The following is a 26222-nucleotide window of genomic DNA, read 5'->3' on the forward strand; positions in this document are numbered from 1 at the left end:
TCGTTTCTCGTTTACGCGTTACACACTAATGCTTTGCGTTTTACCCAGATTTCATTAACCCATAGCGACAACATAATGACTGAACCGCCTAGTAATAAACGGGTTAAATCCACATCGCGATTCCAAATCACAATATTGACGATTAATCCTGCCGGCACCAGTGCATTATTCATTACCGCCAATGCGCCAGCGTTCACTAGACAAGCGCCTTTATTCCATAAGAAATAGCCTAGTCCAGATGCAATCAAACCTAGGTAGGTTAAAATTCCCCATTGCAGATTGGTCGTCGGAAGCTTTTCTGGATTGCCCATCAAAGCAAAAGCGATAGAAGCGATGACAAACGCACCAATATAGAAGTACCCAAACACTGTACGTTGTGAGATCTCGACGTTGTTTTGCTCCATCACATGCTTATAGCCGACTTGACCAAGGGCAAAGCAAAGGTTGGCACCTTGTACCACTAAGAAACCAGTGAGAAAGTTTTCATTGATGCCGGCAAATTTAATGATGGCGGCACCGGCAACGGCAATCACCGCAGTTAACAAATACCAAGGTGAGAAACGACCTTTCAATAGATCATAAATCAGCGTCACATAGATAGGCGTGAAGACGGTGAATAACAATACTTCAGGCACGGAAAGCAACAGAAACGATTGATAATAAAAGCAGTACATTAAGCCTAGTTGAATGCCGCCAATTGCCATTAATTTACCGATTAAGTTAGCCGGAATGTTTTTAAATTTAAGGAAAGGAAGAAAGACGAGGCCAGCTAGGGCAATACGCATCCAAACAGAAAACCAAGCATCAACTTGACCAGCAAGATAGACACCGATCAAGCTAAATGAAAACGCCCACAAAAGAGTGACCGCAGAAAGGTAAAACATAACTCACCAATTTAAATTAAATGTAAACTAAAAAGTAATTTTGTAGTTTACATTAATTTAAATTGAAAACATATTAGTCTTCTAAAGGTACGATTAGCATATCGACAGAAGTATCGTTAATCAGTTGGCGAGAAGTTGAAAGTAGCTTGCTCCAAAAATCTTTATGGTGACCACACAACACTAAATCGACATGTTGTTGCTCAATCGCATGGGAAATTTCATTACATAAATCACCGCTAGAGACAATGGTTTCAGTAATGGGGAAATCAATGCTCTCCACTAAGGTTTTAATTTTTTTCTGTGCAGCCTCAAGCATGGCATTTTGCGTTTCAGCAAAGTTGATTTCCATGAAGCCGGTATATATGTCAGTGAAATTGACATCAATATGAATCAGCGACAATTTAGCATCACAGACTTTGGCTAAGGCAGCGGCTTTATTGACGAGAATAACGCTGTCATCAGATAGGTCTACCGCTACAAGGATATGTTTGTACGTCATAATGTACTCTCCAATTATCATAATTTCAGTGCTTAGTTACTTGGGTATAGATTAAGATTTTAAGCACTGGGTCTATATTGAGACTATCATTAACATAGCGTAAAAAGTGTTGGTGATCTCTCACTATTTTTTACTATTTTAAGGTGGCAAATGATTTTCCATTAATGCAATAAGCAATGAGTTTAGATATAAAATTGATGTGGTCGAGCCTTTTGTTTAGGTGGCGTGTTATAATTTTCAGAGGTGCGTATCAAAATATTGAAGGAGTCACAAATGCTGTCTAAAGCAATGGTTGAACAGTTGAATGAGCAAATTAACCTAGAATTTTTCTCATCTAATCTATACTTACAGATGAGTGCTTGGTGTGAAGATAAAGGCTTCGAAGGTGCAGCAGAGTTTCTACGTACTCATGCAACTGAAGAGATGGAACACATGCAGCGTTTATTTACTTACGTGAGTGAAACCGGTGGCTTACCAATTCTAGGTGCGATTGATGCGCCAAAGCATAATTTTGATAGCCTAGGTGATGTGTTCCGTGAAACTTATGAACATGAGCAAATGATCACTCAATGCATCAATAAATTGGCTCACTTAGCTTTTACCAGTCAAGACTACTCAACCTTTAACTTTTTGCAGTGGTACGTGGCAGAGCAACACGAAGAAGAGAAATTGTTTAAAGGGATTTTAGATAAGTTAGAGTTAGTTGGTGAAGATGGCAAGGCCTTGTTCTTCATTGATAAAGACCTAGCTGAGTTAGCAAAACAAGGTTCATCATCTGTGATGGCAGGTTCTACGACCGTTTAATCGATCGAGAAAAGCAAAGGCAATATAACGGTTGTTGAGATTGTCTTTTCCTCCTGTCATTTATGATGTTTGGAGGGAAAGATGATCAGTGCAGATATACTATTAACCTCGTTATCCATTGTTACCCTTATTAATTTAGTGCGTTATATCACCGCACTCCGCTCACTTATTTTTATTATGAGAGAAGCGCATCCCCTTCTTTACCAGCAAGTCGATGGTCGAGGCTTTTTTAGCACTCATGGCAATATGACTAAACAAGTTCGTCTCTATCACTATCTGAAAGGTAAAGAGTATCTTCATCATCACGAAGAAGTCTTTATTAATAAATGCAGTAAAGTTCGTGAACTGTTCGTATTAACTTCCGGATTAGCTGGATTTACTTTGTTGATGGCATTTGTAGTTTAGCTTCACAGTATTGGTTGATATTTCTGCTGAACAAATGATGTGACATTGAAAGGATGTGCGTTAAAATCGCGCGTCCTTTTATTTTGCCTATATACCCAAGTCATTTGGATATATAGGCAAGCAGAGCAAGAGAAGTAGTTATGAGTACTCATTATGATGTGGTGATTATCGGTGCTGGTGCCGCGGGCTTAATGTGCGCAGCGGAGGCCGGAAAACGAGGTCGCACAACTTTAGTGATCGATCATGCGAAAAAGCCAGGGCGTAAAATCCTGATCTCTGGCGGCGGTCGTTGTAACTTCACTAATTACGATGTCAGTGCCAATAACTATCTCTGCCAAAATCCGCACTTTGTGAAATCTGCACTATCGCAATACACCAATTGGGATTTTATCAGCTTAGTGTCGAAATACGGTATTGAGTTTGAAGAGCGCGAACACGGTCAATTATTCTGTGTTGATTCTGCTAAGCAAATCGTTGATATGCTCCTCAAGGAGTGTGACTATCCAAATGTTTCGCAGCGCTATCGTTGTGATATTCACGATATTGAAAAAACCGATAGCGGCTTTCGTTTTAAAGCCAACAACGATGAAATCACTTGTGAATCTTTAGTGGTGGCAACCGGTGGGCTTTCTATGCCAAAACTCGGCGCAACGCCATTTGGCTATAAAGTCGCAGAGCAATTCGGTTTGTCTGTAATCAACACCACTGCCGGTCTAGTGCCATTTACGCTACACAAAGAAGACAAAGAAGATTTTGCCGAGCTTTCCGGTATCGCGATTCCGGCAGAAATTATCGCGCAAGACGGCACTGTTTTTAAAGAAGCGTTGCTGTTTACTCACCGTGGTCTATCTGGCCCATCGGTATTGCAAATTTCATCTTATTGGCAGCCGGGCCAAACTGTCACCATCAACCTAATCCCAGAAGTGGATGCTTTAGAATTATTAACCCAATCGAGAGAAAAACATCCCAATCAAAGCTTGAAAAATACCTTAGCCAAAGTACTGCCGAAGCGTCTCGTTGAAGTGTTAATTGAGCGTAAAATGCTACAAGACAAGCCTCTTAAGCAATTTAACCCAAATCAACTGCAAGCTATCGATCAGCAACTACAAAACTGGTACGTTATCCCTAACGGCACTGAAGGTTATCGTACCGCAGAAGTGACACTAGGCGGTGTGGACACTAAACACTTGTCATCAAAAACCATGCAATGTAATAGCGTACAAGGTTTGTACTTTATCGGTGAAGTAATGGACGTAAGTGGTTGGTTAGGTGGCTATAATTTCCAATGGGCATGGGCCTCTGGTTTTGTTGCTGGGCAGTGGGTGTAAACTATACTTTTTAAATACCACAATGCATATTAAACAACATAAGAAACCTTAAATCGGCCACTTATGTTGTTTCAGTATAGTCAAAAAATACTTACTTGTTTGTTATCTGATAATACTCACAAGCAAGCTCATGGTGGAGTGGGGAGGATTCGAGTTCGCACTCTCTTGGCTTATGCCGTGTTCGGCGGCTCACCATGTTTACTGACCATTTAGCCCATGATGTTTGCAGTTCATTGATATAATGATTTAGCACTTTCATATCTCCTCCCTCGCTCTATCTACACTAATGCTGGTAATGTTTTGAGCATTTTCAAAGCATTACTCATGTGGTTTTGTGTGGTGACAAAGCCCACGAGTTCATCATTGTCATCAAATGCACGGGCGGTGATGCCTTGCTGATCTAATTCAATTGACCACTTTGGTACGGATTGACCAGTTTGCCCGGCTAATTGAATGGGCAAATTAGGCGTTTTTACTTTTACCAACATGGCCGGCAATTTTAACGTTGCTGCTGGGCCTGCTGTTTTTGATAAGACTTTAGCTAATACGTTGGCGCTTAATAAGGTTGGCTGTAGGTAGGAGCGAACTTTGTTCTCAATTTGAGCACAATCACCAAGTGCGTAGATATTAGAATCGGATGTTTGTAATTGACGATTGACTACGATGCCTTTATCTACCGTTAAACCAGTCTGTTGTGCTAGTTGGATATTGGGTTTGAGTCCTGAAGCTGAAATAACGCTATCGACAAGAAATTGTTCACCAGAATTGAGAATCACCTCTACGCCAAAGTCCGTTTGTTCGAGCGCTTGCACGGTATTATTTAAATGTAACTTCACGCCACCTGCGGTTAACTTTTTCTGTAAAGGCGCAGAAATAGCATCTGGTAACATGGTTTGCATGACGCTGTCGCAAGGATCAACAACCGACACGGTTTTACCTGATGTTGAAAGATCCATTGCCAGTTCAGTGCCAATTAAGCCCGCGCCAATAATGAGTACATGTTCTGCTTGGTAAAGTTTATGCTGTGCGGCTTGATACTCGATACGGCTATTGAGTGTTATCACCTCTTTAACCGCTGAGCCATTCATCGCTGGAATAAAGGTTGAAGCGCCGGTCGCCAAGACTAGTTTGGAATAGCTAAGCACATCCCCTTTGGTTGTTGTCACGTTTTGTGCATGGCGATCAATCGTTTCCACTTTGGTTTGGGTGTAGATAGTAATCTCATTATCTTGAGCGAAGCTATTTGCAGCTTGGCGGATAAGCGCATCGGCATTGTGTTTGTTGGTAAACACATGGCTAAGATCGGGCTTATTATAGTCATGGCCATCATCAGCGGTAATCACTGTGATTGGGGTTTGTTTATCTGAACGGCGTAATGCCTTCACTAATTGATAGGCAGCGAAACCACTGCCTATGATCATAATTGGATTACTCATTACGCCACCTGAGATTGGTTATCTTTGTCGATATTGTTGCTTAATGTGCTTGTGCAAGGTTCAAACACTTCTTTACCAATACCACATTCAGGACATAAGAAATCTTCAGGTACTTGCCCCCAAGCGGTTCCAGGTTCAACACCTTGGTTGGGTTCACCAAGTTCAGGCTCATAGACCCATTGGCAAACGGTACATAACATGGCTTGCTGCTCATCGGCTGACGAATTGGCAGCATTTTCTGGCTCTGCCATTACTGACTCAGGAGTGGATTCCGCTGCTGACTCTGTTGCATTTGCTGATGGTGCAACGGCTTGATTTGTCATGATGTTAGTGACGTTTTTAGGTGCAGAATAAGCCACATTAGAAAGGTCATGCAGTGCCCACTCTTTTGCGATTTGACGGCCATAGTCGCGGCACTCTTGCATCGCTTTACCATCTGGACGCCATTTGGTTTTCTTGCTAATTGCTGTTTCAAAGCCGCAATCCATTAAGCGTGTGTGAATACGGTCAACCGCACCACCGTTCCAACCATAACTACCAAAGGCTGCCGCTTTTTTATTTTTGAAGCGTAAACCGGTGATTTCTTCTAGCATGCCAGCCACTTTAGGCATCATGACATTGTTCATGGTTGATGAGCCCGCCAAGATGCCTTTTGAACGGAATACATTAGAGAGAATTTCATTTTTATCGTGCAAAGAGACGTTAAACACTTTTACTGCCACATTGGGATCAACATCATTAATACCTTGAGCAATAGCATCTGCCATCATTCGTGTGTTGTTCGACATTGAGTCATAAAATAAAGTGATACGATCTTCCTGGTAATTATCCGCCCATTCTAGGTATTGGTGAATAATTTGAGTTGGGTTGTCGCGCCATACAATACCGTGAGCGGTTGCGATCATATCAACAGGTAGCTCTAGACTAAGCACCTCTTGGATTTTAGAGGTCACTAATGGGCTAAATGGTGTCAGAATGTTGGCGTAATAACGTAAGCATTGCTCATAAAGCTCAACCTGATCGACTTCATCATTAAATAGGTGTTCATCACAGTAGTGCTGACCAAATGCATCGTTACTAAATAGCACGGCATCTCCAGTTATATAAGTCATCATGCTATCTGGCCAATGCAGCATTGGGGACTCGACAAATACAAGTGCTTTGCCATTACCTAAGTCAATGCTGTCGCCGGTTTTCACCACATTAAAGTTCCAATCAGGCTGGTGGTGGTGACCGGTGATCGAATCAACGGCATTCTCAGTACAATAAATTGGCGTGTTAGGGATTTTGGCTAATAGCGCGCCTAAAGCCCCAGCGTGATCTTCTTCAGCATGGTTGATAACGATGTAGTCAATCTGGTTAAGATCAATTTCCATTTCTAAGTTTTGGACAAACTGCTGGCTAAAACGATGATCGACGGTATCGATTAAAACGGTTTTTTCTTCTTTAATTAGGTAGCTGTTATAGCTGGTGCCACGTGTGATTTTATATTCTGTACCATGGAAATTTTGCACTTCCCAATCACGTTGGCCAACCCAGTGGATATTATTTTTAACATGAATAGACATAAAACGACTCCTAAGTATGAATTCTAAATTTGGATAAAAAGTAAATGAATAAATTTCTTATCCATACTATTGCAGCATGCGTGCCAACTTTTAAATTCATTGTTTTTCAGTATCTTATGCTTTTAGTGTTGTTTTTGTTGTCATAATGACAGTGTTTGTTTGGTGTCAAAAAGACATTTGATGTGTCATATTGACATGGCACTTAAAGCAAGTAAGAAAATTAAAGAGAGTAGGGAAATGCAGAAGTTTCATTCACAAATAACGCAACTCGCGCTTGATTTGACGTTAGGAATATCCAATCAAGACCGTTTTGAGCGTCTTCTCGAAGTATTAAGGAATACTTTAAATTGTGATGCAGCGGCATTGCTTGCTTATCGAAACCAACAGTTCGTGCCATTAGCGATTGATGGCTTGTATGATGAGGTGATGGGACGACGATTTAATCTTGATGAACATCCCCGTTTAGAAGCGATTGCACGAGCGGGGGATGTGGTTCGCTTTCCAGCTGATAGTGATATTGCTGACCCCTATGATGGGCTGATCCCAAATAAAGGGGATAAGTTACACGTCCATGCTTGTGTCGGATTACCGTTAATTGCACATGGCCATTTGATTGGGGCGCTGACGATAGATGGCTTTGATGCTCATCAGTTTGACACTTTCACTGATGGTGACTTACGGACCATTAGTGCATTGGCAGCCGCGAGCTTACATACCTCCTTATTAGTGAAGCAATTGGAATCACAGGTGGTGAATACTAGTGATGCGGACTCTCATATCACCAAAGAAATGAATTTAACTGAGGAGATGGTTGGCCAGTCAGGCGCGATGATGGATTTAAGAATGCAGATCCAAGCAGTGGCGAATACCGATCTTTCAGTTTTGATTATGGGTGAAACGGGGGTTGGTAAAGAACTTGTCGCGACCGCCATTCATAATCAATCGAATCGTGCCAAGCAAAATTTGGTGTATTTAAACTGTGCGGCTTTACCTGAGTCGGTGGCGGAAAGTGAATTATTTGGCCATGTAAAAGGCGCTTTTACTGGCGCGATCAGTCACCGTAAAGGTAAGTTTGAATTAGCTGATAATGGCACGCTATTTTTAGATGAAGTGGGTGAATTGCCTTTAGGACTGCAATCTAAATTATTGCGAGTATTGCAATATGGCGATTTGCAGCGAGTTGGTGATGACAGTGTGCTTAAAGTGAATACCCGGATTGTGGCCGCAACCAATCGAGACTTGCATCAAGATGTAGTGAACGGAAAGTTTCGGGCGGATTTATATCACCGCTTGAGTGTCTTTCCTATTCATGTTCCAGCGCTCAGAGATCGAACTGGGGATATTACCTTATTGAGTGGTTTTTTTATTGAAAAGTGCAAACACAAATTGAATTTGAATCATTTGAGTATCTCCTCTGCCGCTTTGCAGTTATTGGGGCAATATAGTTGGCCGGGTAATATTCGTCAGCTTGAGCACGCTATCCACCGTGCGGCGGTGTTATCAAAAACAGAAAAGGTAGCAAAAACCGAAAAAGTAACAAAAACAGAAAATAATCAGTCTAGCCCGATTAGTTTACAGCCCCATCATTTTGAATTGATACAAGCAGAATCCACCTCACTGCAAGGTAGTGAGAATCAAAATCAGCTAGCGGATACCGTTAATTCTGATATAGCTAACGATTACTCCTTGGGTCTAAAAGCAGCTACTGAGATATTTCAAGCGCAAGTGATCATGGATGCACTAAATAATAATCAGCAGAACTGGTCTGCTACTGCTCGTGAGTTGAAAATTGACAGTGGTAATTTGCATCGACTAGCAAGACGCCTAGGATTAAAGTGATACCTACCATGATAGTAATAGATACCTAAGGGGAATATATGAGCCATCTAGTCATTCCAAAACATTGGAAAATCCGACGTTCTACTCACTTTTTTACTAAAGATAATGTGCCTAAAGCGTTGCTGACTCATCACAATACCGCAGAAGGTGTGTTTGGGCAGATCTGTGTCATGCAAGGAACGGTTACTTTTTATGGATTTGCAAATGAAGAAGCCACGGAACCAGAGCAAGTCGTGGTGATTAATGCCGGTTCGTTTGCCACGAGTCCACCTCAATATTGGCATCGTGTTGAACTCAGCGATGATGCTCAATTTAATATTAATTTTTGGGCGGAAGAAGAAACCGGTAATAAAGCCATGTTTAAGAGCTCAAGAATTCATAGCAAACCCATCGATGGGTTATTAGATAGTGAATAGGTAGCTTAATCATTTCTAAATGGTTAATAGCTTATACCTATCAAATCGATATATTCAATCCATTAGCCCTTATTAACTAGAAGGGATATTCTGTATCCATAGCAAAGTTAATGTTAATCACTACTCAAGATAAGAGAGGCGATAATGGAAAAGAATATGATTGGTTTGAATAAACAACAAACAGCAACATTAGTAGATGACCTCAACCAACTATTGGCAGATTACCAAATTCTCTATACCAATGTACGTGGTTATCATTGGAACATTAAAGGTCGCGATTTCTTTGAATTACATGCAAAATTTGAAGAGATTTATAACGACCTGGTTCTGAAAGTAGATGAAATTGCTGAGCGTATTTTGACTCTAGGTGGTACACCAGTTCATGCTTTCTCTCGTTATTTAGAGATGTCGGATCTGGAAGAAACCTTGAATGTGTCGAATGGTACTGAAGCGGTGGGTAATATTTTATCGGCTTACCGAGTGCTACTGACTAAGCAACGTCAAATTGTGAAAGTTGCAGCCGATGTTGATGATGAAGGTACGGTTTCACTGATGAGTGACTATATCAGTCAGCAAGAAAAAGAAAGTTGGATGCTGAACGCTTATCTTCAATAAAAATAGATAAGTGACAATAAATGAATCTGAGCCCAAGTTTGAATGCTTGGGCTCTTTTTTGTATTTAAATTAACCATAACAAAAGAAAGGTTAAAGTGATCACATTTATTAAACAATAAGTTACACCTTGATCACGATCTGATTTCTTTTTAGTTCTGCTCAATTAAAATATGATTTAAAACTAACACTTATTCACTACACGATATGTATTATAAGGTGACGAAGTTATGTCAGTATTAACACAAGAAGAATCAATCTCTGGCGGCTCGCGTTATGTAGGTTTAATTCTTGGTCCTTTAGTTCTTATTTTAACGCTTATCTTTCCTGCACCTTTTGAAGGTTTAACAGAGCCTGCTTGGCGCATGATTGGTTTAGCGACCTTTATGGCTATTTGGTGGGTAACCGAAGCTGCTCCTATTCCTGTTACGTCATTTTTGCCAATCATTCTTTCTCCATTACTCGGTACAGCGGATATTAAAACCGCAACTGCAGCCTATGCTAACCCATTAATTTTCCTATTTCTTGGTGGCTTTATGTTGTCGCTTGCGATGGAGAAGTGGAATCTGCATCGGCGCGTTGCACTGATTGCGATGTTAGCGGTAGGGAACAAACCCGCACATCAAGTCGGTGGATTAATGTTAGTCACAGCGTTTCTTTCTATGTGGATGAGTAATACGGCAACTGCGGTGATGATGCTGCCAATTGGTATGTCAATTATTACGATGGTATGCGGTGAGAAAGGCGATAAAAATCCACAGTTTGCCAGTGCTTTATTATTGGGTATTGCCTATTCCGCCAGTATTGGTGGGCTTGCAACGTTAATTGGTACACCACCAAATGCTCTGCTTGCCGCTTATTTATCTAGCTCTTACCAAATTGAGTTAGGTTTTGGTCGTTGGATGATGGTGGGATTACCTCTTACAATTGTCATGCTGACATTGGCTTGGTTGTGGCTGACTAAGGTGTCTTATAAGTTGCCAAATGAAGATGCAGGTGATGCTCGCAGTTTATTGAAAAACCAATTGCAGTTATTGGGTAAATTAAGCAAGGGTGAAAAATGGGTTGCAGTGATTTTTGTGGGTGCAGCCGTTAGTTGGATTACCCGTCCTCTATTAGCAAAATGGACTGGGCTTCCGATCAACGATACCAGTATTGCGATTTTTGCTGCTTTATTATTGTTTGTTATTCCAGTAAATACGAAAAAACAAGAGTTTGTTCTTGATTGGGAAAGTACCAAGAAATTACCTTGGGGCGTATTATTATTATTTGGTGGGGGCCTAAGTTTAGCCGCGCAAATTAAATCTTCTGGTTTAGCTGATTTTATTGGTGATAGTTTAGGTGCAACGAATGGCATGCCGATTATTGTTGTGATGTTAATCGTTACCGCTGCAATTATCTTTTTAACCGAAGTGACCAGTAATACTGCAACCGCAGCAGGCTTCTTGCCGTTACTAGGACCAATTGCGGTTGCGATGGGGGAAGGCCCAATGATGTTAGCGATTCCAGCAGCACTGGCGGCAAGTTGCGCCTTTATGATGCCAGTGGCCACACCACCAAACAGCATCGTATTTGCTTCCGGTCAACTTAAAATCAAAGAAATGATCCGCGCAGGCTTTGCATTGAATATAATGGGTATTTTTATTATTACCGCATTAAGCTACACGCTGGCCGCTTGGGTGTTTGGGATGTAGGGGGAACGTTGCTCGAGCGCTTTGCTTCTAGGGCGCTACGCTGCTCGTAACTCGATGATGCTGTAGTGATTTAACTAAGCCGATAACTGTCATTGTTATCGGCTTTTTTTCTTTTTCGAGACACGAGCTACGAGAAACGGAGTGCTCGAGTTACGCCTTATGTTTTTTCAAATACCCCAAACTTTCCTCTTTTCCCATATATTTTGCCAAAGTACGTTGCGGCACTTTACGTAGATCCACCACAATTAATCCATCAAGTGCATCATTAAAGTCTTTATCAACATTAAAGCATATCAACTTACCATTTAGGTTGAGGTATTGTTTTAGCAATACAGGAATACTTTTTTGTCCTAAACGGGTGAGCACTTTAGAGAGCAGTTGAATATCGGCCAATGACGATAACATATCAGCCCGCCAGAAGTTGTTTTTACTTTTTTTCAGTGGGTTACTGGCTTTGACTAACGTAGCGTTATCTTTATCGAAATGATGCATTTCAAGGGTAGATACCATTAATTCACGTGCTGTGGGGCTGTATTCACTACTAATGCTGACCGGGCCGAATAAGTGGGTATATTGTGGGTTTCGGTAGGTGTAAGTGGCAATGCCTTTCCACAATAACAGTAATGCAGTCAGACTACGTTGGTAAGGTAAGTCGATCACTGAGCGGCCCATTTCAATCGCATGACCAAATTGATTGATCAAGGTTTCATCAAATTGGAATAGGGTGCGAGAGTATAAACCTTTGACGCCTTTATTTTTCAGTATGCGATCGGTTAAACCGAGTCGATAGGCACCGACTAATCTTTGGGCTTTGTTATCCCAAATGAAGAGGTGTTGATAGTCGTGATCAAATTCATCAAGGTCACATTTTTTTCCTGTACCTTCGTTAACGAGGCGAAAATTGACCTCGCGAATTCGACCTATTTCCTGTAACACATTCGGTATGTCAGAGCTGTCGCAGCAATAAACATCAAAGTTTTTAAAGTTTAATAAGTGGGCTGATGTTGGTAGTTTGTGAATATCCGAAACCAATCGATCTTGTAAGATCGGTGCGATCACAGCAGTTTGGTGGGGCAAACTAGGCGCTTGATGTTCAGCTCTAGGCGCGAGTAAGTAAGTATTTAATCTTAAATAATCAACGATATGTTGTTCACTTGATAAGCTTTCAATCTCATTTCGATCAATCAGATCTCCAATTGAAATATCGATCATTTGATTGGTTTTATTGAGCATTTCTCGGCCTAACAGGGCAGTTCGCAAGTAGGGATGAAGCATACCCGCCCAATAAAAAGGCTTACTATTATGACCGTTGATATGTATAGCAAGCGCGTTGGCATTGCTACGTTTGATTAATTTGGCGATTGAACGACTCCAAGGTTTGTCATTGAGCTGCCCTTGCTCGTCAATACTTGAGACTTCTCCGGCAGGAAAAACCAATAATACGCCATCATTATGCAGGTGTTTCAGTCCTTCGCGTAGTGCTTTGATATTGGCACTAACGGCATTTTTTCCTTCAAATACATCGACACTAATAAAGAGTGGCGCAAGCTCCGGTAATCTCTTTAAAAATTGATTGGCCAGTATTTTGACATCAGGGCGAACTTGCAACAACATTTCTGCCAGTATCACGCCTTCCACCGCGCCGAGTGGATGATTGGCGACGATCACTAAAGGCCCCGTTGCCGGAATATTACTAAGGTGACCAGAGGCGACTTGATATTGTAGTCCTAGCTTTTCTAAGGTGTGACGTAAAAAGCTTTTAGTGTCGAGATCTCTTGGCAATTCTCGATAGTAAGTATCTAAGGTGTGCAGGCCGGTGACTCTTTCCGCGGCACGTTCTAGTAGGCGAAAAGGCGTCACGTTGGGTAAGCGAAAAGGACTAGTTTGCATATCAAGCTCCTAGGTAACTATCGATTCATTTCATTATTTATCTAACTTACTCGTTGAATCTTTCAATTTTTTTACAGACTCGTTTTATGATTCATCTAAAATGGCCGGCCAGTTTTGATTCGCGGCTTTGATAAAGTTGTCTTTTTTAGGAAGCCAAGTCTCTTGAACGCTTTGGTCGTAGTTAATGTATAGCTTTCCTTGATGGATAGTCCATTGATGTGGATTACCCGGTGCCAATTGATTTTTTTCACCGACTGCCCAAGCGCAGTAACCGCCGTATTGAGGCGCGTATTTTTCAGGATCATCGGTAAACATATCGAGATGTTCTTTGCTGGTAAACCACCATTCGGCGCCTTGGTATTTGGCTTTAAAGTTACTTGAACCTTCCAGCGCTTTGCCTTCGGTAAAGTAAGCCACCGTGTCATAGCCTTCGAGCGCTTTATTGCTGAAAAAGCCAGTATAAATAGGGTCACTTGCGGCGATTGCTTGAGTACTAAACAAGGTCTGGCAAACAAGTAACAGAGTAAATGTTAGCGCTTTCCAATAGGCTTTCATGCTGGTATCTCCGTCTTTATGATTCTTGGTTCTGTCAGACTATGTATGGCTTGAGACTGACATGGTGAACCAGGTTGGTAATCCATTGTGATGCGGTTAGCGTCGACATTGATCATGGTTAAGCTAACGGTTTGGGCGTCATCACGATGCATGCATACCGAGTGCGCGCCGGCTTGTGGCGAATGGCTCATGTGGTAGTCCCGTAATTGACTGAAGCTAGGTTGCGTCTGATGTTTGGTTTGATGCTTGATTCGATGTTTAGCTTGATGGTTGAAGTAAGCCAATCGCGAGGCTTGCACTTGTTCAAACTCAAGCGAAGAGGACGTGATCGGGCTCGATTGCTCGCGCGGAAACACTTCAAGTCCATCCCAGATAATCGTGGGTATCTGGTCATTTGGAGTCAGTTTTTCCGGATCAAAAATTAATAAGCTAAATGGTGGGTAGTCGCTCCAATTGATGGTCGTTAATTGCTCAGCAACTTGTGCGTAATTTTGACAATAAGCCAATTGGCGTACCAGTTGTCCACGGCTTTGTTTGGCGGAGCTTGGGGTTTGTCCTTGATAAAAATTCAGTAAACATAGGCTCAAACCGTGATTATTAGTGGCTACCCAGGTGCCTTGTCCATCTGGGTCGATGGGCATTAAAGCCACGCTATCTTGTTTGCTGAAAGCTTGAGGCGGTAGTGCAATCGAACGGGTTTTCTGTTCATCACGATTAAACAGTATTTGATAGCCACTTGGTGTGACTCGCCACGTTAAGGTACACATTAGCTTAGTCTCCTCATTAACATAGCCCCCTCAAATAACTCGCGGTGGCAGGCGCATAAGAAAAAATGTCGTCGGTTTGAATCTGGCAAGCTTCGGCGTTGACTCTCATCACCGAAAAGTGGTGAGTCGTATGGCTCGACACAAACAGCAATTCTCTCTCTAGACTAGAAGTCATCTGACATATTTTTTGTTGGTAAATCGAGGTTTCACTTTTGATGGTAACCGGCGTTGTTAAGTCTTGTTTATTTAGTGCGAGTAACCAACTTTTTATGGTCTGTAGCTCATCAATACCGACTTCACGCTGTGTTTCGACTAAGGCACCGCGGCGACGTTGATCGTAATCGATAACCCCTTGCGGGTAGTTCATCAGGGCAAAGTACATATCATTAATATGACGCAAGTGACCCCCTATGCTGCTTTGTACATAAGGCATGGCAATATAGATGTATTGAGCGTTATCAAGTTGCCCTAGTAGCTGAAGAGCTTGCTCAATCCCTTCAAGATTGGCACTCACTAATGGATGGTGAGCATTGTGATTGTCTGATGATGCTGCCATAGATGTCGACATTCCTTACCTTCTTACCTTCTTACCTTCTTACGTTCTATAAAGTGTTTAAGCTGCGTGTGCTTAAAGCCCTTAATTCGTTTTTTAATCAGTAGCTGGGTAGTGTTTAATTAATTGTTTTTCTTGCTTTAACGCGCGGAACAATTCGCCAAACGTGGGGACTTTATGGCCGGCTTTTTTTTGCAATGCGCCAATTTCATATAAGCAGCGATATTGATAAAGCAAGGTAGAAAAAATCTCTTTGAGTGGGGTGTTACTATCCCAAATGTGTCCCGCCTCGCTGCTCGCACCATTCATTTCTAAAATATCGAAATCCTTGCCTTGCATCAGCGAGTCAATGTCTTTGAATTTCACATCCAAGCGCCCAAAGTGATAGCCGGGGTAGTCATCAAAAATCTGGTCTAATTTTTCGGCGAGGGCATCGGTAATATAAGCGTTACCATTTTTGAAAATGCAGCCACGACTATGGCTACCGGCAAAGGCGAGTTGGAAAGGTTTGCCATGATCCAAAACCTGTTCGAGCTGATCTTGATGGCGAGGTAGGTATAAATGCGCAAGCTGACTGGCGCGTGGGTCTTGTTCAATCAATTGACGCAGAGTGTGCTTTCCTGTGCCGATTACTACCGGTGAATATTTAAGGGTGATCGAGAATACTTTGCCTTTTGCTTGGTTAGGATAACGGATATAAAATAGCCCAGCTTCGGCTTGATAAGGCGATTTTTTTTGCAGCATGTAGCGAGCATGATCTGGGAAAGAGGTGATGTATTGTTGTAGCTCTTGATCGGATTCCACCAACTGTACGCCGACCCCACGGCAACCTTGATCTGGCTTGGCAACCACTGGGTAGTTTAATCCGGCATTAATCATGGCTTGTTTGGCTTCTAGCCATTGCGCTGATAAGGAAGATCGCTCTGATTCAGTTTGTTTGGTTAAGGTAACAAACGGCGGGATCCATTGTTTGGCGTAATCGCCCGCCAGTTCTAATATTTCTTGTTTCGATTCACCGACCATACCGCTGAGTTTGATGTGTGGGTTGGCGACCATAGGCAGGCGAAAATCACGATATTTCACGCCATACCATAAGCTTTGTAAAACCACTGGGGTATAGAAGAACCAAGTTGGCCAAAACTCAAAACGAGAAACAGCCTTACCCGAATCATCCATTGTCGGCATACCTTGATTGGGTAACGCAGATGATGGTTGCCTAGTTAATGTCTCAGTGCGATCTTCAGGCGTTGCGTACATATTAAAGTTTCCCTTTTGAAATGCGATGGGATTGAGAGAGTTCGGCTAGGTTGCGGTTGCGATTTGAGCTTTTGATATTGTGATGAAATGAGCGGCCCGCAATACGGTTTACTCCCCACAATAAAATTAATGCGATTGGGCCAAGCAACCATTTCTGTGGATGTTGTTGTAAATACTCGGTGCTACCGATCTGGTAAATGATGCCGAAGACTAAGGCTGTCCATGCGGCTGTCGCCAATAACACCGCAATCAAGAATTGATGAAATGGAATGCGAAAGTAGCCGCATAAAGTAAAGCTGACGCTACGTAGACCGGGAATAAAACGGATGATAACAATGTTGATAATGGCGTGATGTTTTAAGCGGCGTCTAGCTTGACGCAATAATGGCATGCTCAATAAGCGATAACGCAGCGCGCGCCAACGTCTTGCCCATACTCCAAAGGCGTACAACAACGCATCTCCACTGGCGATACCGACTAAGATGGCTAATAACGCCACTTCAAAAGACATCGAACCTTGGCTTGCCATTACCGCGGCGGTGATAATTGCCAAGTCTTCCAACAAATACGACAGCAGCACGATGCCAATAAAGGCTAACCATGCATTTTGTTGTATCATTTTGGGTTGGAGTAAGGTTATGTAGTCTTCCATTCGAATTTAGTCTATTTGATTAATAAAACATCACTGATAAAGAACCCATAATGCACATTTAAATTTCAATGTTATTCTGTGAATTTCTTAACACGCTGAATTTTCTAAAATATTTTATAATTGTCCCTACCTTTATTATTGAAGGTTTAAGCTGCAAAACGATGACAGGGTTATGTTCCATTTACATAGGGTTTCCTTTATACAAAGGCCATTTTTAGTGTAGTTGTCGGTACAAAAAATGAAACCTCACCTTGTGGTCTAAAATCCTAGTAAAAGTTCGTGTATACTCGCTTTTATGTATAAATAACCAGTAGATAACGATGGATCCTTCTTTATTACTCGACGGTCTTAATGACAGACAACGTGAAGCGGTAGCCGCTCCATTGGAAAACTTACTCGTATTGGCGGGCGCAGGTAGTGGTAAAACTCGCGTGTTGGTTCATCGAATTGCTTGGTTATTATCGGTAGAACAAGCGTCGCCGTTTTCGATCATGTCGGTGACCTTTACCAATAAAGCCGCTAAAGAAATGCGTGGCCGAATTGAAGAGCTGATGATGGGGACATCATCGGGCATGTGGAATGGTACTTTCCACGGTATTTGTCACCGTATTCTTCGTGCCCATTATATGGATGCGAAACTACCGGAAGATTTTCAAATCTTAGATTCGGAAGACCAAGTTCGTCTACTGCGCCGTTTGATCAAAGCGCAAAATCTCGATGAAAAGCAATTTCCTGCCAAGCAAGCCAGCTGGTGGATCAATGGTAAGAAAGATGAGGGTTTACGCCCTAGTCATATCGATACTTATCATGATCCGGTCGCTAAAACCTATCTGCAAATTTATCAAGCGTATCAAGAGGCTTGTGACCGTGCAGGCTTAGTCGATTTTGCTGAAATCCTACTACGTTGCCATGAATTACTGCGCGATAAAGTGCATGTGCGTGAACATTATCAAGCGCGCTTTAAGCATATTTTGGTCGACGAATTTCAAGATACCAATAATATTCAATACGCTTGGCTACGCATGATGGCTGGAGCGGATTCGCATGTGATGATTGTCGGTGATGATGATCAGTCGATCTATGGCTGGCGTGGCGCACAAATCGACAATATTCAAAAGTTCCTGCGTGAATTCCCCGGCGCGCATACCATTCGTTTGGAGCAAAATTACCGCTCGACCAAAAATATCCTGAATGCTGCCAATGAGCTGATCAGCAATAATACTGAGCGTATGGGTAAAGACTTATGGACCGATGGTCATGACGGTGAGCCAATCTCTCTGTATTCGGCTTATAACGATTTGGATGAAGCGCGCTTTGCGGTCAATAAAATTAAAGAATGGCATGAAAAGGGTACCCCTCTAGTCGATTGTGCCATGTTGTACCGTAACAATGCTCAGTCTCGTGTCTTGGAAGAAGCGTTAATTCAAGCGCGTTTGCCGTATCGTATTTATGGCGGTATGCGATTCTTCGAACGTCAAGAAATCAAAGATGCTTTGAGTTATTTGCGCTTGATGAACAATCGTAATGATGATGCTGCATTTGAACGTATTGTGAATACGCCAACTCGTGGGCTCGGGGATAAAACATTAGAGACCATTCGTATGACGGCGCGTGATCGTGGTACTACCTTATGGCATGCTGGCGTTCAATTAATTGATGAGAAAGTATTATCTGGCCGTGCGGCGAGTGCATTTAGCCGTTTTATTGAGTTAATCAATGCGATGGAAGATGACACCTTTGATTTAGCACTACATGAACAATTTGACCATGCAATTAAATCCTCCGGTCTATTTGCCATGTATGAAATGGAAAAGGGCGAAAAATCCAAGGCACGTATTGAGAACTTAGAAGAACTGGTTACCGCAGCACGCCAGTTTGAAAAGCCCGAAGAAGCTGATGATATGAGTATGTTGTCGGCCTTCTTATCACATGCTGCATTAGAAGCGGGTGAAGGGCAAGCGGATGAATTTACCGATGCAGTACAGTTAATGACACTGCATAGTGCTAAAGGTTTGGAATTCCCATTAGTGTTTATGGTGGGCGTTGAAGAGGGGATGTTCCCTAATCAAATGTCGGCCGAAGATGCCGCGCGTTTAGAAGAAGAACGCCGCTTGTGTTATGTTGGTATGACTCGCGCAATGCAAAAGCTTTATATTACTTATGCTGAAATGCGACGTGTGTATGGTCAAGATAAGTACCATAAGCCATCACGTTTTATTCGTGAAATTCCAGAAAGCTGTGTGGAAGAAGTTCGCATGAAAGCGCAGGTGAGTCGTCCGGCTACGTCGGGTCGATTTGGGGCAACGGCAGTCAAAGAAAATTTTAATAGCACCGGTTATTCATTAGGTCAGCGAGTTAAGCACGCCAAATTTGGCGAAGGTACCATTATCAACTTCGAAGGCAGTGGTGCACAAAGTCGAGTACAAGTGGCCTTTAATGGTGAAGGTATTAAGTGGCTAGTGACCGAATATGCTCGTTTAGAGACGCTTTAGTAGATGCTTCAAAAATAGGTTGGTTAAATAAACATGGATAAAACGTATTCTAAGTTAGTCAACTCTGCCGCGTGGGCCGCCATGGTGATCGCGACTATTTTACTATTAGTGAAATTAGTGGCGTGGTGGCAAACTAATTCAGTAAGTTTATTAGCTTCATTGGTTGATTCCTTGTTGGATATGGCAGCTTCACTGACTAATTTATTGGTGGTGCGCTATGCAACTCAACCAGCCGATGACGAACATCAATTTGGTCATGGTAAGGCAGAATCTTTAGCCGCATTGGCACAAGCGATGTTTATCTCAGGTTCAGCGTGTTTCTTATTACTGAATGGGGTAGACCGTTTTTTCCGCCCGCAAGAATTGGTCTCGCCAGAGCTTGGTGTGTGGGTCAGTGGTTTTGCTATTTTGTTAACTTCAGGGCTAGTGCTGTTTCAAAAGCATGTCGTGCGAAAAACTGGTAGCCAAGCTATTGCTGCTGACTCTCTGCATTATCAAACCGACTTATTTATGAATATTGCGATCATGATTGCGCTGGTATTAAGTTGGTATGGCTTAAAACAAGCCGATGCAGTATTTGCCGTGGGGATTGGTTTATACATTCTGTATAGCGCTTATCAAATGGCGCAAGAGGCGGTGCAATCATTACTAGATCGCCAGTTACCAGAAGAGGAAGTCCAAGCGATTCATCTGGCTTGTGTGTCAGTAGAAGGGGTACTCGGCGCGCATGATCTACGTACTCGCATGTCAGGTCCGGTACGCTTTATTCAAGTGCATATTGAGCTTGATGATAATTTACCTTTGGTTGAAGCGCATCGCATCTCCGATGAAGTAGAGGGTAAATTAGAGACATTGTTTCCTCATTCAGATGTGCTTATTCATCAAGATCCAATATCGGTGGTACCTGACGTAAAATATCAGCCGTTAAATTAGCCGAAATGCGGTGAATAACATAAAATTATGTGACTTGGCTCATTATTATTGAGACAATTTAGTGGTTAATGTCTATCTTATAGGCAGATAAAACGCAGTTGATAGTGATATGAATCAACATCACTAAGCGTCAAACTTGTATATTATGCTTAATGTTATTTATGTAATTTTCACGCTGGGATAAAGGCTCGTAGTTAAAGAAGCCAGTAAACGGACTAGCGAAGAATTGGGTTGAGTTGCCAATTAAGTATTAGGCTAAAAATAGATAGCCAGTTTCGGTAGCTGAACAAATGAGTTTCTTTTTTTAATATTTTTAGAGGGTGATCATGGTTAAGAAGATCGGTGTTTTAACAAGTGGTGGCGATGCACCAGGCATGAACGCAGCAATTCGTGGTGTCGTGCGTACCGCATTAGGTGAAGGGTTAGAAGTCTTTGGTATTTACGATGGTTATCTTGGTTTGGTTGAAGACCGTATTGAGAAACTAGATCGCTCAAGCGTTTCTGATGTAATTAACCGTGGCGGCACTTTTCTTGGTTCTGCTCGCTTCCCTGAGTTTAAAGAATTGGCAGTTCGTGAAAAAGCGATTGAAAACTTAAAAGCACACGGCATTGATGCGCTAGTGGTTATCGGTGGTGATGGTTCTTACATGGGCGCGAAAAAACTGACTGAAATGGGTTACCCATGTATCGGTTTACCAGGCACAATCGATAACGATATCGCAGGTACTGACTACACGATTGGTTACTTAACGGCATTAAATACCGTTATTGATGCGATTGACCGTCTACGTGATACTTCTACATCACACCAACGTATTTCGATTGTTGAAATCATGGGTCGTCACTGTGGTGATTTGACTTTGATGTCTGCAATTGCCGGTGGTTGTGAGTACATCATCACCCCTGAGAATAATTTAGATAAACCAGCATTAATCCAAAATATCAAAGATGGAATTGCGAAAGGTAAGAAGCATGCCATTATTGCTTTGACTGAATTACAAATGGACCCAGATGAATTAGCAAAAGATATTCAAGCAGCAACTGGTCGTGAAACCCGTGCAACTGTTCTTGGTCATATTCAGCGTGGTGGTCGTCCGACAGCATTTGACCGTGTGTTAGCTTCTCGTATGGGTAACTACGCGGTACACTTATTGATTGAAGGTCACGGTGGTCGTTGTGTTGGTATCCAAAAAGAAGAGCTGGTTCACCACGATATTATTGATGCGATTGAAAATATGAAGCGTCCAGTACGTACTGACCTTTATAAAGTCGCTGAAGAGTTATTCTAATTCGTTGGTAATGATTTGATTGGTAAAACCGTTGGCGAAAGTCAGCGGTTTTTTTATGCTTTTAAGACCCTAGACCCTAGACCCTAGACCCTAGACCCTAGACCCTAGACCCTAGACCCTAGACCCGAAAAAAAGACTGACACATGGCCAGTCTAATGTTTATTCTTTCGAGCTTTCGAGCTTTCGAGCTACGAATAAATTACGCTTTTGCTTCAGCCGCTGCTTTAGCGATAGCGGCAAAGCTTTTCGCGTCAAGTGCAGCACCACCAACTAGAGCACCATCGATGTCTGGTTGGGCAAAGTAAGCTGCTGCGTTTTCTGGTTTAACAGAACCGCCGTATTGGATTACCACGTTTTTCGCAACTTCTTCTGATTTTTCAGCAATGTGAGCACGGATTTGAGCGTGGATGCGTTGTGCATCATCAGCTGTTGCAGCTTTACCAGTACCGATTGCCCAGATTGGTTCGTAAGCGATGATTGCGCCTTCAAGAGCATCAACACCTAGAAGGTTGATTACTGCGTCGATTTGACGAGCACATACTGCAACGGTTTCGCCAGCTTCGTTTTGTGCTTCAGATTCACCAATGCAGAGAACAGGCGTTAGATCGTTCTCTTTTAGGAAAGCGAATTTCTTCGCAACGAACTCGTCTGATTCGTTATGGTATTCACGACGCTCAGAGTGACCGATGATGATGTGAGAGGCACCGAATTCTTTCAACATAGCAGGAGACATATCACCTGTGAATGCACCGCTGTTGTTTAGGTCAGTGTTTTGAGCACCAAGAATGATCGCGCTACCCGCGTCAGTTAGTGTACGTTCAGCAAGATCGATGAATAGTGCTGGTGGCGCGACTGCAACGTCGACGCCTGTTACGCCTTCAAGTTCAGCATTTAGACCAGTTAGCAAATCAACAACCATTTCTTTGCTGCCGTTTAGTTTCCAGTTACCCATAACTACAGGATGACGCATAGGATATTCTCCAATTCGATTAAATTAAAATTAAGACCGAACGATCTTAAATGAGCTATCAAAGAATATAACAGAATAATGTGATGAGATCATGATTCTCATCATGTCAAAACGATCAATAATGCTAGTTTAGTTTATCGATACTTGCCATTAAGCTAGAGCATTTATAAAGCGGCGTCTTCTACGTCTATTTTTAACGTTTTTAATTAAGGAATTTACATGCCAAATGTTGTGATGGAATACTCTCATTCAATTGAAGAGCGTGCTAATGTTCAAGCGCTATTGGAAGATCTACATCAAGTGACCATTCAAAGCGGTTTATTTGAGGTTAAGGATGTAAAATCGAGAACCTTAAGAACGCATCACTGGCTTATCGGAGATTTAGAGGATAGTGTCGGCTTTATTCATGTTACCGTTGAATTGTTGGATGGACGCAGTGATGAACAAAAACGAGCGTTATCGGAAGCTTTGATGCAAGCATTGCAAGCTAAGGCGGCTTTTGTGGCTAGTTTAACGGTGAATATTCGCGATATGAATCGTTGTTGCTTTCAAAAAGTGACTAATTTTTAATTAATGTCGAAGGTTATTCTAGTTATGGCAATTAAACATTGGCTTTTTTCTTTCCAAGGTCGTATTGGACGCCAGCGTTTTTGGATGTGGAATTTATTTTACTACCTTGTGATGCTCGCAATTATTGGCAGTTCAGCACAAAACCTATTTGGTAGCTTTACTGGCGTAGCGATTTTTATTATGAGCGCTACCTTACTGGTGCCAGATCTAGCGGTAACGGCAAAGCGTTGGCATGACCGCAATAAATCTAACTGGTGGTTGTTGATGCATGCACCTTTGGTTGCTGGTCGTTTAATGGCACCGATTGGTGGTGCTGAAACGGTTGAGCCATCGATGATACAAACGTTGGTATCGATAATAGCGATTGTTTGTGGTGTTTGGATGTTGGTCGAATGTGGCCTGCTAAAAGGTACCCAAGGTGATAATCGTTATGGGCCAGAGCCGACAAAGCACTAGTCTATACCCGTCTTACTTGACGTTGCAGCTTTGTTGGTCGCGTTCACTCACCCCAATCATTTGCCGCCTCACTGCAACTCCAATTACTTTGGGTCTAACGTTTAAGATTTCAAATACTTTGCCACTCAATTATTACCCACAGATCTGGCTTATTCGCTTGAGTTGTGGGTAATTTGTTTAAAGCTTTTACGGAAAATCAACCAAGCATTCAATCCAGCCAACAAGTTCCCCAACAAAGCACCGATAAATAAGCCTTCAATGCCTGCGAGCTGGGCACCTAACCATAAGCAAGGAAGGAAGAAGACAAATAAGCGCAGCGCTGAAATTAATAATGCGGAATAAGAACGACCAATCGCGTTAGATAACGACACCATCAACATACAAACACCTAATGACCCAAGGCTTAACGGCACGATAGTAAGATGCCAATACAAAATATGGGTTACTTGTTGATCGCTGGTCATTAAATTCGCTAAACCATTGGCTACCAAAAAGGTAATGACGGCGATGGCTAATTGGAATATTAAGATAAAGCGAATCGCAATTGTGGTGAGTTTTTTAATATCATTATATTGTTTAGCACCTAGTAGCCTACCAACCATTGGTGGCATCGACATAGTCAGTGCTAACACGCCAACGATGGCGAAAAACTCATAACGTGAACCGATTGCCCATGCTGCGACCGCAGTAGTGCCAAAGCTAGCTAATAGCTTAGTGGCAAGCATTGAGGAAACCGGTGGTAATAGTTGGCTCACCATTGCCGGCCCCATAATGTTAGTGAGTGAGAAAATACTGCGACGAATATTTAAGTCGCTCCAGTCAAATTTAATCCAATCTTTGGCCCATATTTTGGGCATTACCACGATCAAACCAATTGAAAAGGAGAGTAATGTTGCAATCGCAGCACCATTGATTCCAAGACCGAAAGTAAAGATGAATAGAGGGTCAAGCACTATATTAAGTAGACTGGTCACCATCATCATACTTCCCGGCAAAATTGTATTGCCGTTAGCGCGACATAAGCTATAAAAGAAATACAGCAAAGCGCCACACCACGTGCTGAGAAGCCAATAAATCCAGTAACTATTCACGATAGGTTGAATGGTTTCAGGCGCACTTAATAAGTCAAGGATTGGATTGCGTAGCCCATAAATAATTAATGAAAATAAGGCAATACCAATGCTACCGATAGTGACGACTAGTCCACCTAATTGTTTAGCATAACGAAAATTATTTTGTCCGAGTGCTTTTGAAATCACAGCAGTAGTGGCGATTCCTAAACCTACTTGTAAGCCAATAATGACCATTTGAATTGGTTGGGTGAAGCCTTGTACTGCCAGCGGTAAAACTCCCAACTGGCCAATAAAAGCACTATCCACCAATTGAAAGCTCATAAGCGAGAGTACGCCAAATAGCATCGGCCAGGTTTGCTGAAATAATTGGCGAGCAAGCGAAGGAGTCTGTGATGAAGTCACGAAAATAATGTTCCTAATTAAGGCGTTTAAGGGTGATGCTACTAACTACCCTTGAGCGGGGTAATTAGATAACAGCAACGGTGCGATCCAGCAATAATATGCTCTTGACGAACAACTTTATACTCATTCTCTAATAAGGTCTGGAAGATGTTAAGCTCGGATTGACACAGTGCTGGGCATTGCTTGGCGGTATGACAAATTGGGCAATGGTTTTCAATTAGTTGATATCCAGCCTCTGTGGTTTTAAGCTCAGCCATGTAGCCTTCTTGTTCTCGCAATTGAACTAAAGTTTGCAGTTTTTGTTCGGTGTTAGAGCATTGGGATAAAGTTTTCTGATAGCGCTGGAGAATTTTTGCTTCTCGTTGGGCGGTGACCTTTTCTACCCCTTGTTGACCATAAACTTGGTCTATGGCGTTGATGATATCGATACTCAGATCTTGGTGGCGATCGATAAATTGATCATGGCCTTTTTGAGTTAAAGACCAGTGACGGGCAGGACGTCCTACTTTGACTTTAATATCAGAGTAGTTCAATAAGCCTTCATTTTCTAACGCTTGTAAGTGTTGGCGCGCACCCATACTGGTGATCGACAGGTCGTCGGCCAATTGGCGTGCGGTAATTCTTCCTTCCCGCTTTATTTTGTGGAGAATTTTATCGCTGCTTTTCATTGATTGCCTTTGGGGACTGTGTATTACGCCGTATTCTTGAAGTTGCAGCTTTGTTGACGGCATTCATTCACCCCTATATCTTGATTAAAGAAAGTCATAGACGAGCTGTGCTCATGGGGCCTCATTCACTTGTCGTCTCACTGCAACTTCAATTACTTTGGGTATATGATGGCGCAAAAATTAAATAAAGCAAATGCTTAACATATCCTA

The 26222-nt window shown here is 42.2% G+C and carries 25 protein-coding genes; 12 read left to right on the plus strand and 13 right to left on the minus strand.

Annotation, left to right across the window (positions count from 1 at the left end):
• Positions 1 to 11: 11 nt before the first annotated feature.
• Both ACE3G9_RS08130 and ACE3G9_RS08135 read right to left on the minus strand, forming a co-directional pair.
• Positions 12 to 884 carry a carboxylate/amino acid/amine transporter gene (locus ACE3G9_RS08130; protein ID WP_449218886.1) on the minus strand — a complete coding sequence of 291 codons (873 nt, stop codon included), beginning with the start codon at positions 882 to 884 and terminating at the stop codon, positions 12 to 14.
• 73 nt (positions 885 to 957) lie between these two features.
• Positions 958 to 1383: a universal stress protein gene (locus tag ACE3G9_RS08135; protein ID WP_417880410.1), complete on the minus strand. Its 426-nt coding sequence runs from the start codon at positions 1381 to 1383 to the stop codon at positions 958 to 960.
• 273 nt (positions 1384 to 1656) lie between these two features.
• Between ACE3G9_RS08135 and ftnA the strand changes: the two genes are divergently transcribed.
• From ftnA to ACE3G9_RS08150, 3 genes are all read left to right on the plus strand, one after another.
• Positions 1657 to 2187: a non-heme ferritin gene (gene ftnA, locus ACE3G9_RS08140; protein WP_237294408.1), complete on the plus strand. Its 531-nt coding sequence runs from the start codon at positions 1657 to 1659 to the stop codon at positions 2185 to 2187.
• Between the two features lie 81 nt (positions 2188 to 2268).
• Positions 2269 to 2592: a universal stress protein UspB gene (gene uspB / locus ACE3G9_RS08145; RefSeq protein ID WP_449218887.1), complete on the plus strand. Its 324-nt coding sequence runs from the start codon at positions 2269 to 2271 to the stop codon at positions 2590 to 2592.
• Positions 2593 to 2732: 140 nt separating this feature from the next.
• Positions 2733 to 3920, plus strand: a complete 1188-nt coding sequence (locus ACE3G9_RS08150) for an NAD(P)/FAD-dependent oxidoreductase (protein ID WP_449218888.1) — start codon at positions 2733 to 2735, stop codon at positions 3918 to 3920.
• 278 nt (positions 3921 to 4198) lie between these two features.
• On the opposite strand, the gene norW is transcribed toward ACE3G9_RS08150, so the two are convergent.
• Both norW and norV read right to left on the minus strand, forming a co-directional pair.
• Positions 4199 to 5356 (minus strand): NADH:flavorubredoxin reductase NorW, encoded by a 1158-nt coding sequence (gene norW, locus ACE3G9_RS08155; RefSeq protein WP_449218889.1) that lies wholly within the window; start codon positions 5354 to 5356, stop codon positions 4199 to 4201.
• Entirely contained in the window at positions 5356 to 6924 is a 1569-nt protein-coding gene (gene norV / locus ACE3G9_RS08160) for an anaerobic nitric oxide reductase flavorubredoxin (RefSeq protein ID WP_449218890.1), read from the minus strand. The genes norW and norV overlap by 1 nt, the downstream gene beginning before the upstream one ends.
• A 237-nt stretch (positions 6925 to 7161) precedes the next feature.
• On the opposite strand from norV, the gene norR reads away from it, so the two are divergent.
• The 4 genes from norR (at position 7162) to ACE3G9_RS08180 (ending at position 11485) form a co-directional block, all read left to right on the plus strand.
• Positions 7162 to 8763 carry a nitric oxide reductase transcriptional regulator NorR gene (norR, locus tag ACE3G9_RS08165; RefSeq protein WP_449218891.1) on the plus strand — a complete coding sequence of 534 codons (1602 nt, stop codon included), beginning with the start codon at positions 7162 to 7164 and terminating at the stop codon, positions 8761 to 8763.
• A gap of 38 nt (positions 8764 to 8801) precedes the next feature.
• The gene (locus tag ACE3G9_RS08170) at positions 8802 to 9179 is read left to right on the plus strand and encodes a DUF1971 domain-containing protein (RefSeq protein WP_417880404.1); all 378 of its coding nucleotides are present in this window, start codon (positions 8802 to 8804) and stop codon (positions 9177 to 9179) included.
• Positions 9180 to 9323: 144 nt separating this feature from the next.
• Positions 9324 to 9794: a Dps family protein gene (locus ACE3G9_RS08175; RefSeq protein ID WP_417880403.1), complete on the plus strand. Its 471-nt coding sequence runs from the start codon at positions 9324 to 9326 to the stop codon at positions 9792 to 9794.
• A gap of 227 nt (positions 9795 to 10021) precedes the next feature.
• On the plus strand, positions 10022 to 11485 hold the full coding sequence (locus tag ACE3G9_RS08180) for an SLC13 family permease (protein ID WP_417880402.1): 1464 nt from the start codon (positions 10022 to 10024) through the stop codon (positions 11483 to 11485).
• 150 nt (positions 11486 to 11635) lie between these two features.
• Here ACE3G9_RS08180 and ACE3G9_RS08185 read toward each other — a convergent pair whose 3' ends face one another.
• The 6 genes from ACE3G9_RS08185 to ACE3G9_RS08210 all read right to left on the minus strand — a co-directional run bounded on the left by ACE3G9_RS08185 (position 11636) and on the right by ACE3G9_RS08210 (position 17159).
• Positions 11636 to 13375, minus strand: coding sequence for a lysophospholipid acyltransferase family protein (locus ACE3G9_RS08185; RefSeq protein WP_417880401.1), 1740 nt, complete (start codon positions 13373 to 13375; stop codon positions 11636 to 11638).
• An 84-nt stretch (positions 13376 to 13459) separates the two neighbouring features.
• Positions 13460 to 13930, minus strand: coding sequence for a YHS domain-containing (seleno)protein (locus ACE3G9_RS08190; RefSeq protein ID WP_449218892.1), 471 nt, complete (start codon positions 13928 to 13930; stop codon positions 13460 to 13462).
• The gene (locus ACE3G9_RS08195) at positions 13927 to 14697 is read right to left on the minus strand and encodes an NRDE family protein (protein WP_449218893.1); all 771 of its coding nucleotides are present in this window, start codon (positions 14695 to 14697) and stop codon (positions 13927 to 13929) included. Before ACE3G9_RS08195 ends, ACE3G9_RS08190 begins: the two co-directional genes overlap by 4 nt.
• Positions 14698 to 14713: 16 nt before the next feature.
• Complete coding sequence (locus tag ACE3G9_RS08200) at positions 14714 to 15265, minus strand: DinB family protein (RefSeq protein ID WP_449218894.1); 552 nt, start codon at positions 15263 to 15265, stop codon at positions 14714 to 14716.
• An 81-nt stretch (positions 15266 to 15346) separates the two neighbouring features.
• Complete coding sequence (locus tag ACE3G9_RS08205) at positions 15347 to 16435, minus strand: D-alanine--D-alanine ligase (RefSeq protein ID WP_417880447.1); 1089 nt, start codon at positions 16433 to 16435, stop codon at positions 15347 to 15349.
• A gap of 73 nt (positions 16436 to 16508) precedes the next feature.
• Positions 16509 to 17159, minus strand: coding sequence for a DedA family protein (locus ACE3G9_RS08210; RefSeq protein ID WP_449218895.1), 651 nt, complete (start codon positions 17157 to 17159; stop codon positions 16509 to 16511).
• 320 nt (positions 17160 to 17479) lie between these two features.
• On the opposite strand from ACE3G9_RS08210, the gene uvrD reads away from it, so the two are divergent.
• The 3 genes from uvrD (at position 17480) to pfkA (ending at position 21873) form a co-directional block, all read left to right on the plus strand.
• Positions 17480 to 19651 carry a DNA helicase II gene (gene uvrD, locus ACE3G9_RS08215; RefSeq protein ID WP_449218896.1) on the plus strand — a complete coding sequence of 724 codons (2172 nt, stop codon included), beginning with the start codon at positions 17480 to 17482 and terminating at the stop codon, positions 19649 to 19651.
• 33 nt (positions 19652 to 19684) lie between these two features.
• A complete protein-coding gene (gene fieF, locus ACE3G9_RS08220; RefSeq protein WP_417880395.1) occupies positions 19685 to 20584 on the plus strand; it encodes a CDF family cation-efflux transporter FieF in 900 nt (299 codons plus the stop codon).
• A 326-nt stretch (positions 20585 to 20910) separates the two neighbouring features.
• Positions 20911 to 21873 carry a 6-phosphofructokinase gene (pfkA, locus tag ACE3G9_RS08225; RefSeq protein ID WP_417880394.1) on the plus strand — a complete coding sequence of 321 codons (963 nt, stop codon included), beginning with the start codon at positions 20911 to 20913 and terminating at the stop codon, positions 21871 to 21873.
• A gap of 199 nt (positions 21874 to 22072) precedes the next feature.
• Here the strand turns inward: pfkA and tpiA are convergent, their stop codons facing one another.
• On the minus strand, positions 22073 to 22843 hold the full coding sequence (gene tpiA / locus ACE3G9_RS08230; RefSeq protein ID WP_417880393.1) for a triose-phosphate isomerase: 771 nt from the start codon (positions 22841 to 22843) through the stop codon (positions 22073 to 22075).
• Positions 22844 to 23062: 219 nt separating this feature from the next.
• Here tpiA and ACE3G9_RS08235 point away from each other — a divergent pair, with 219 nt between their 5' ends.
• A complete protein-coding gene (locus ACE3G9_RS08235) occupies positions 23063 to 23413 on the plus strand; it encodes a 5-carboxymethyl-2-hydroxymuconate Delta-isomerase (protein WP_417880392.1) in 351 nt (116 codons plus the stop codon).
• Positions 23414 to 23437: 24 nt separating this feature from the next.
• Positions 23438 to 23869 (plus strand): DUF805 domain-containing protein, encoded by a 432-nt coding sequence (locus tag ACE3G9_RS08240; RefSeq protein ID WP_449218897.1) that lies wholly within the window; start codon positions 23438 to 23440, stop codon positions 23867 to 23869.
• Between the two features lie 149 nt (positions 23870 to 24018).
• On the opposite strand, the gene ACE3G9_RS08245 is transcribed toward ACE3G9_RS08240, so the two are convergent.
• The gene (locus tag ACE3G9_RS08245; RefSeq protein WP_449218921.1) at positions 24019 to 25287 is read right to left on the minus strand and encodes an MATE family efflux transporter; all 1269 of its coding nucleotides are present in this window, start codon (positions 25285 to 25287) and stop codon (positions 24019 to 24021) included.
• A 98-nt stretch (positions 25288 to 25385) separates the two neighbouring features.
• Complete coding sequence (locus tag ACE3G9_RS08250; protein ID WP_449218898.1) at positions 25386 to 26012, minus strand: helix-turn-helix transcriptional regulator; 627 nt, start codon at positions 26010 to 26012, stop codon at positions 25386 to 25388.
• Positions 26013 to 26222 lie beyond the last annotated feature (210 nt).

The sequence above is a fragment of the Vibrio sp. E150_018 genome (assembly GCF_053544035.1).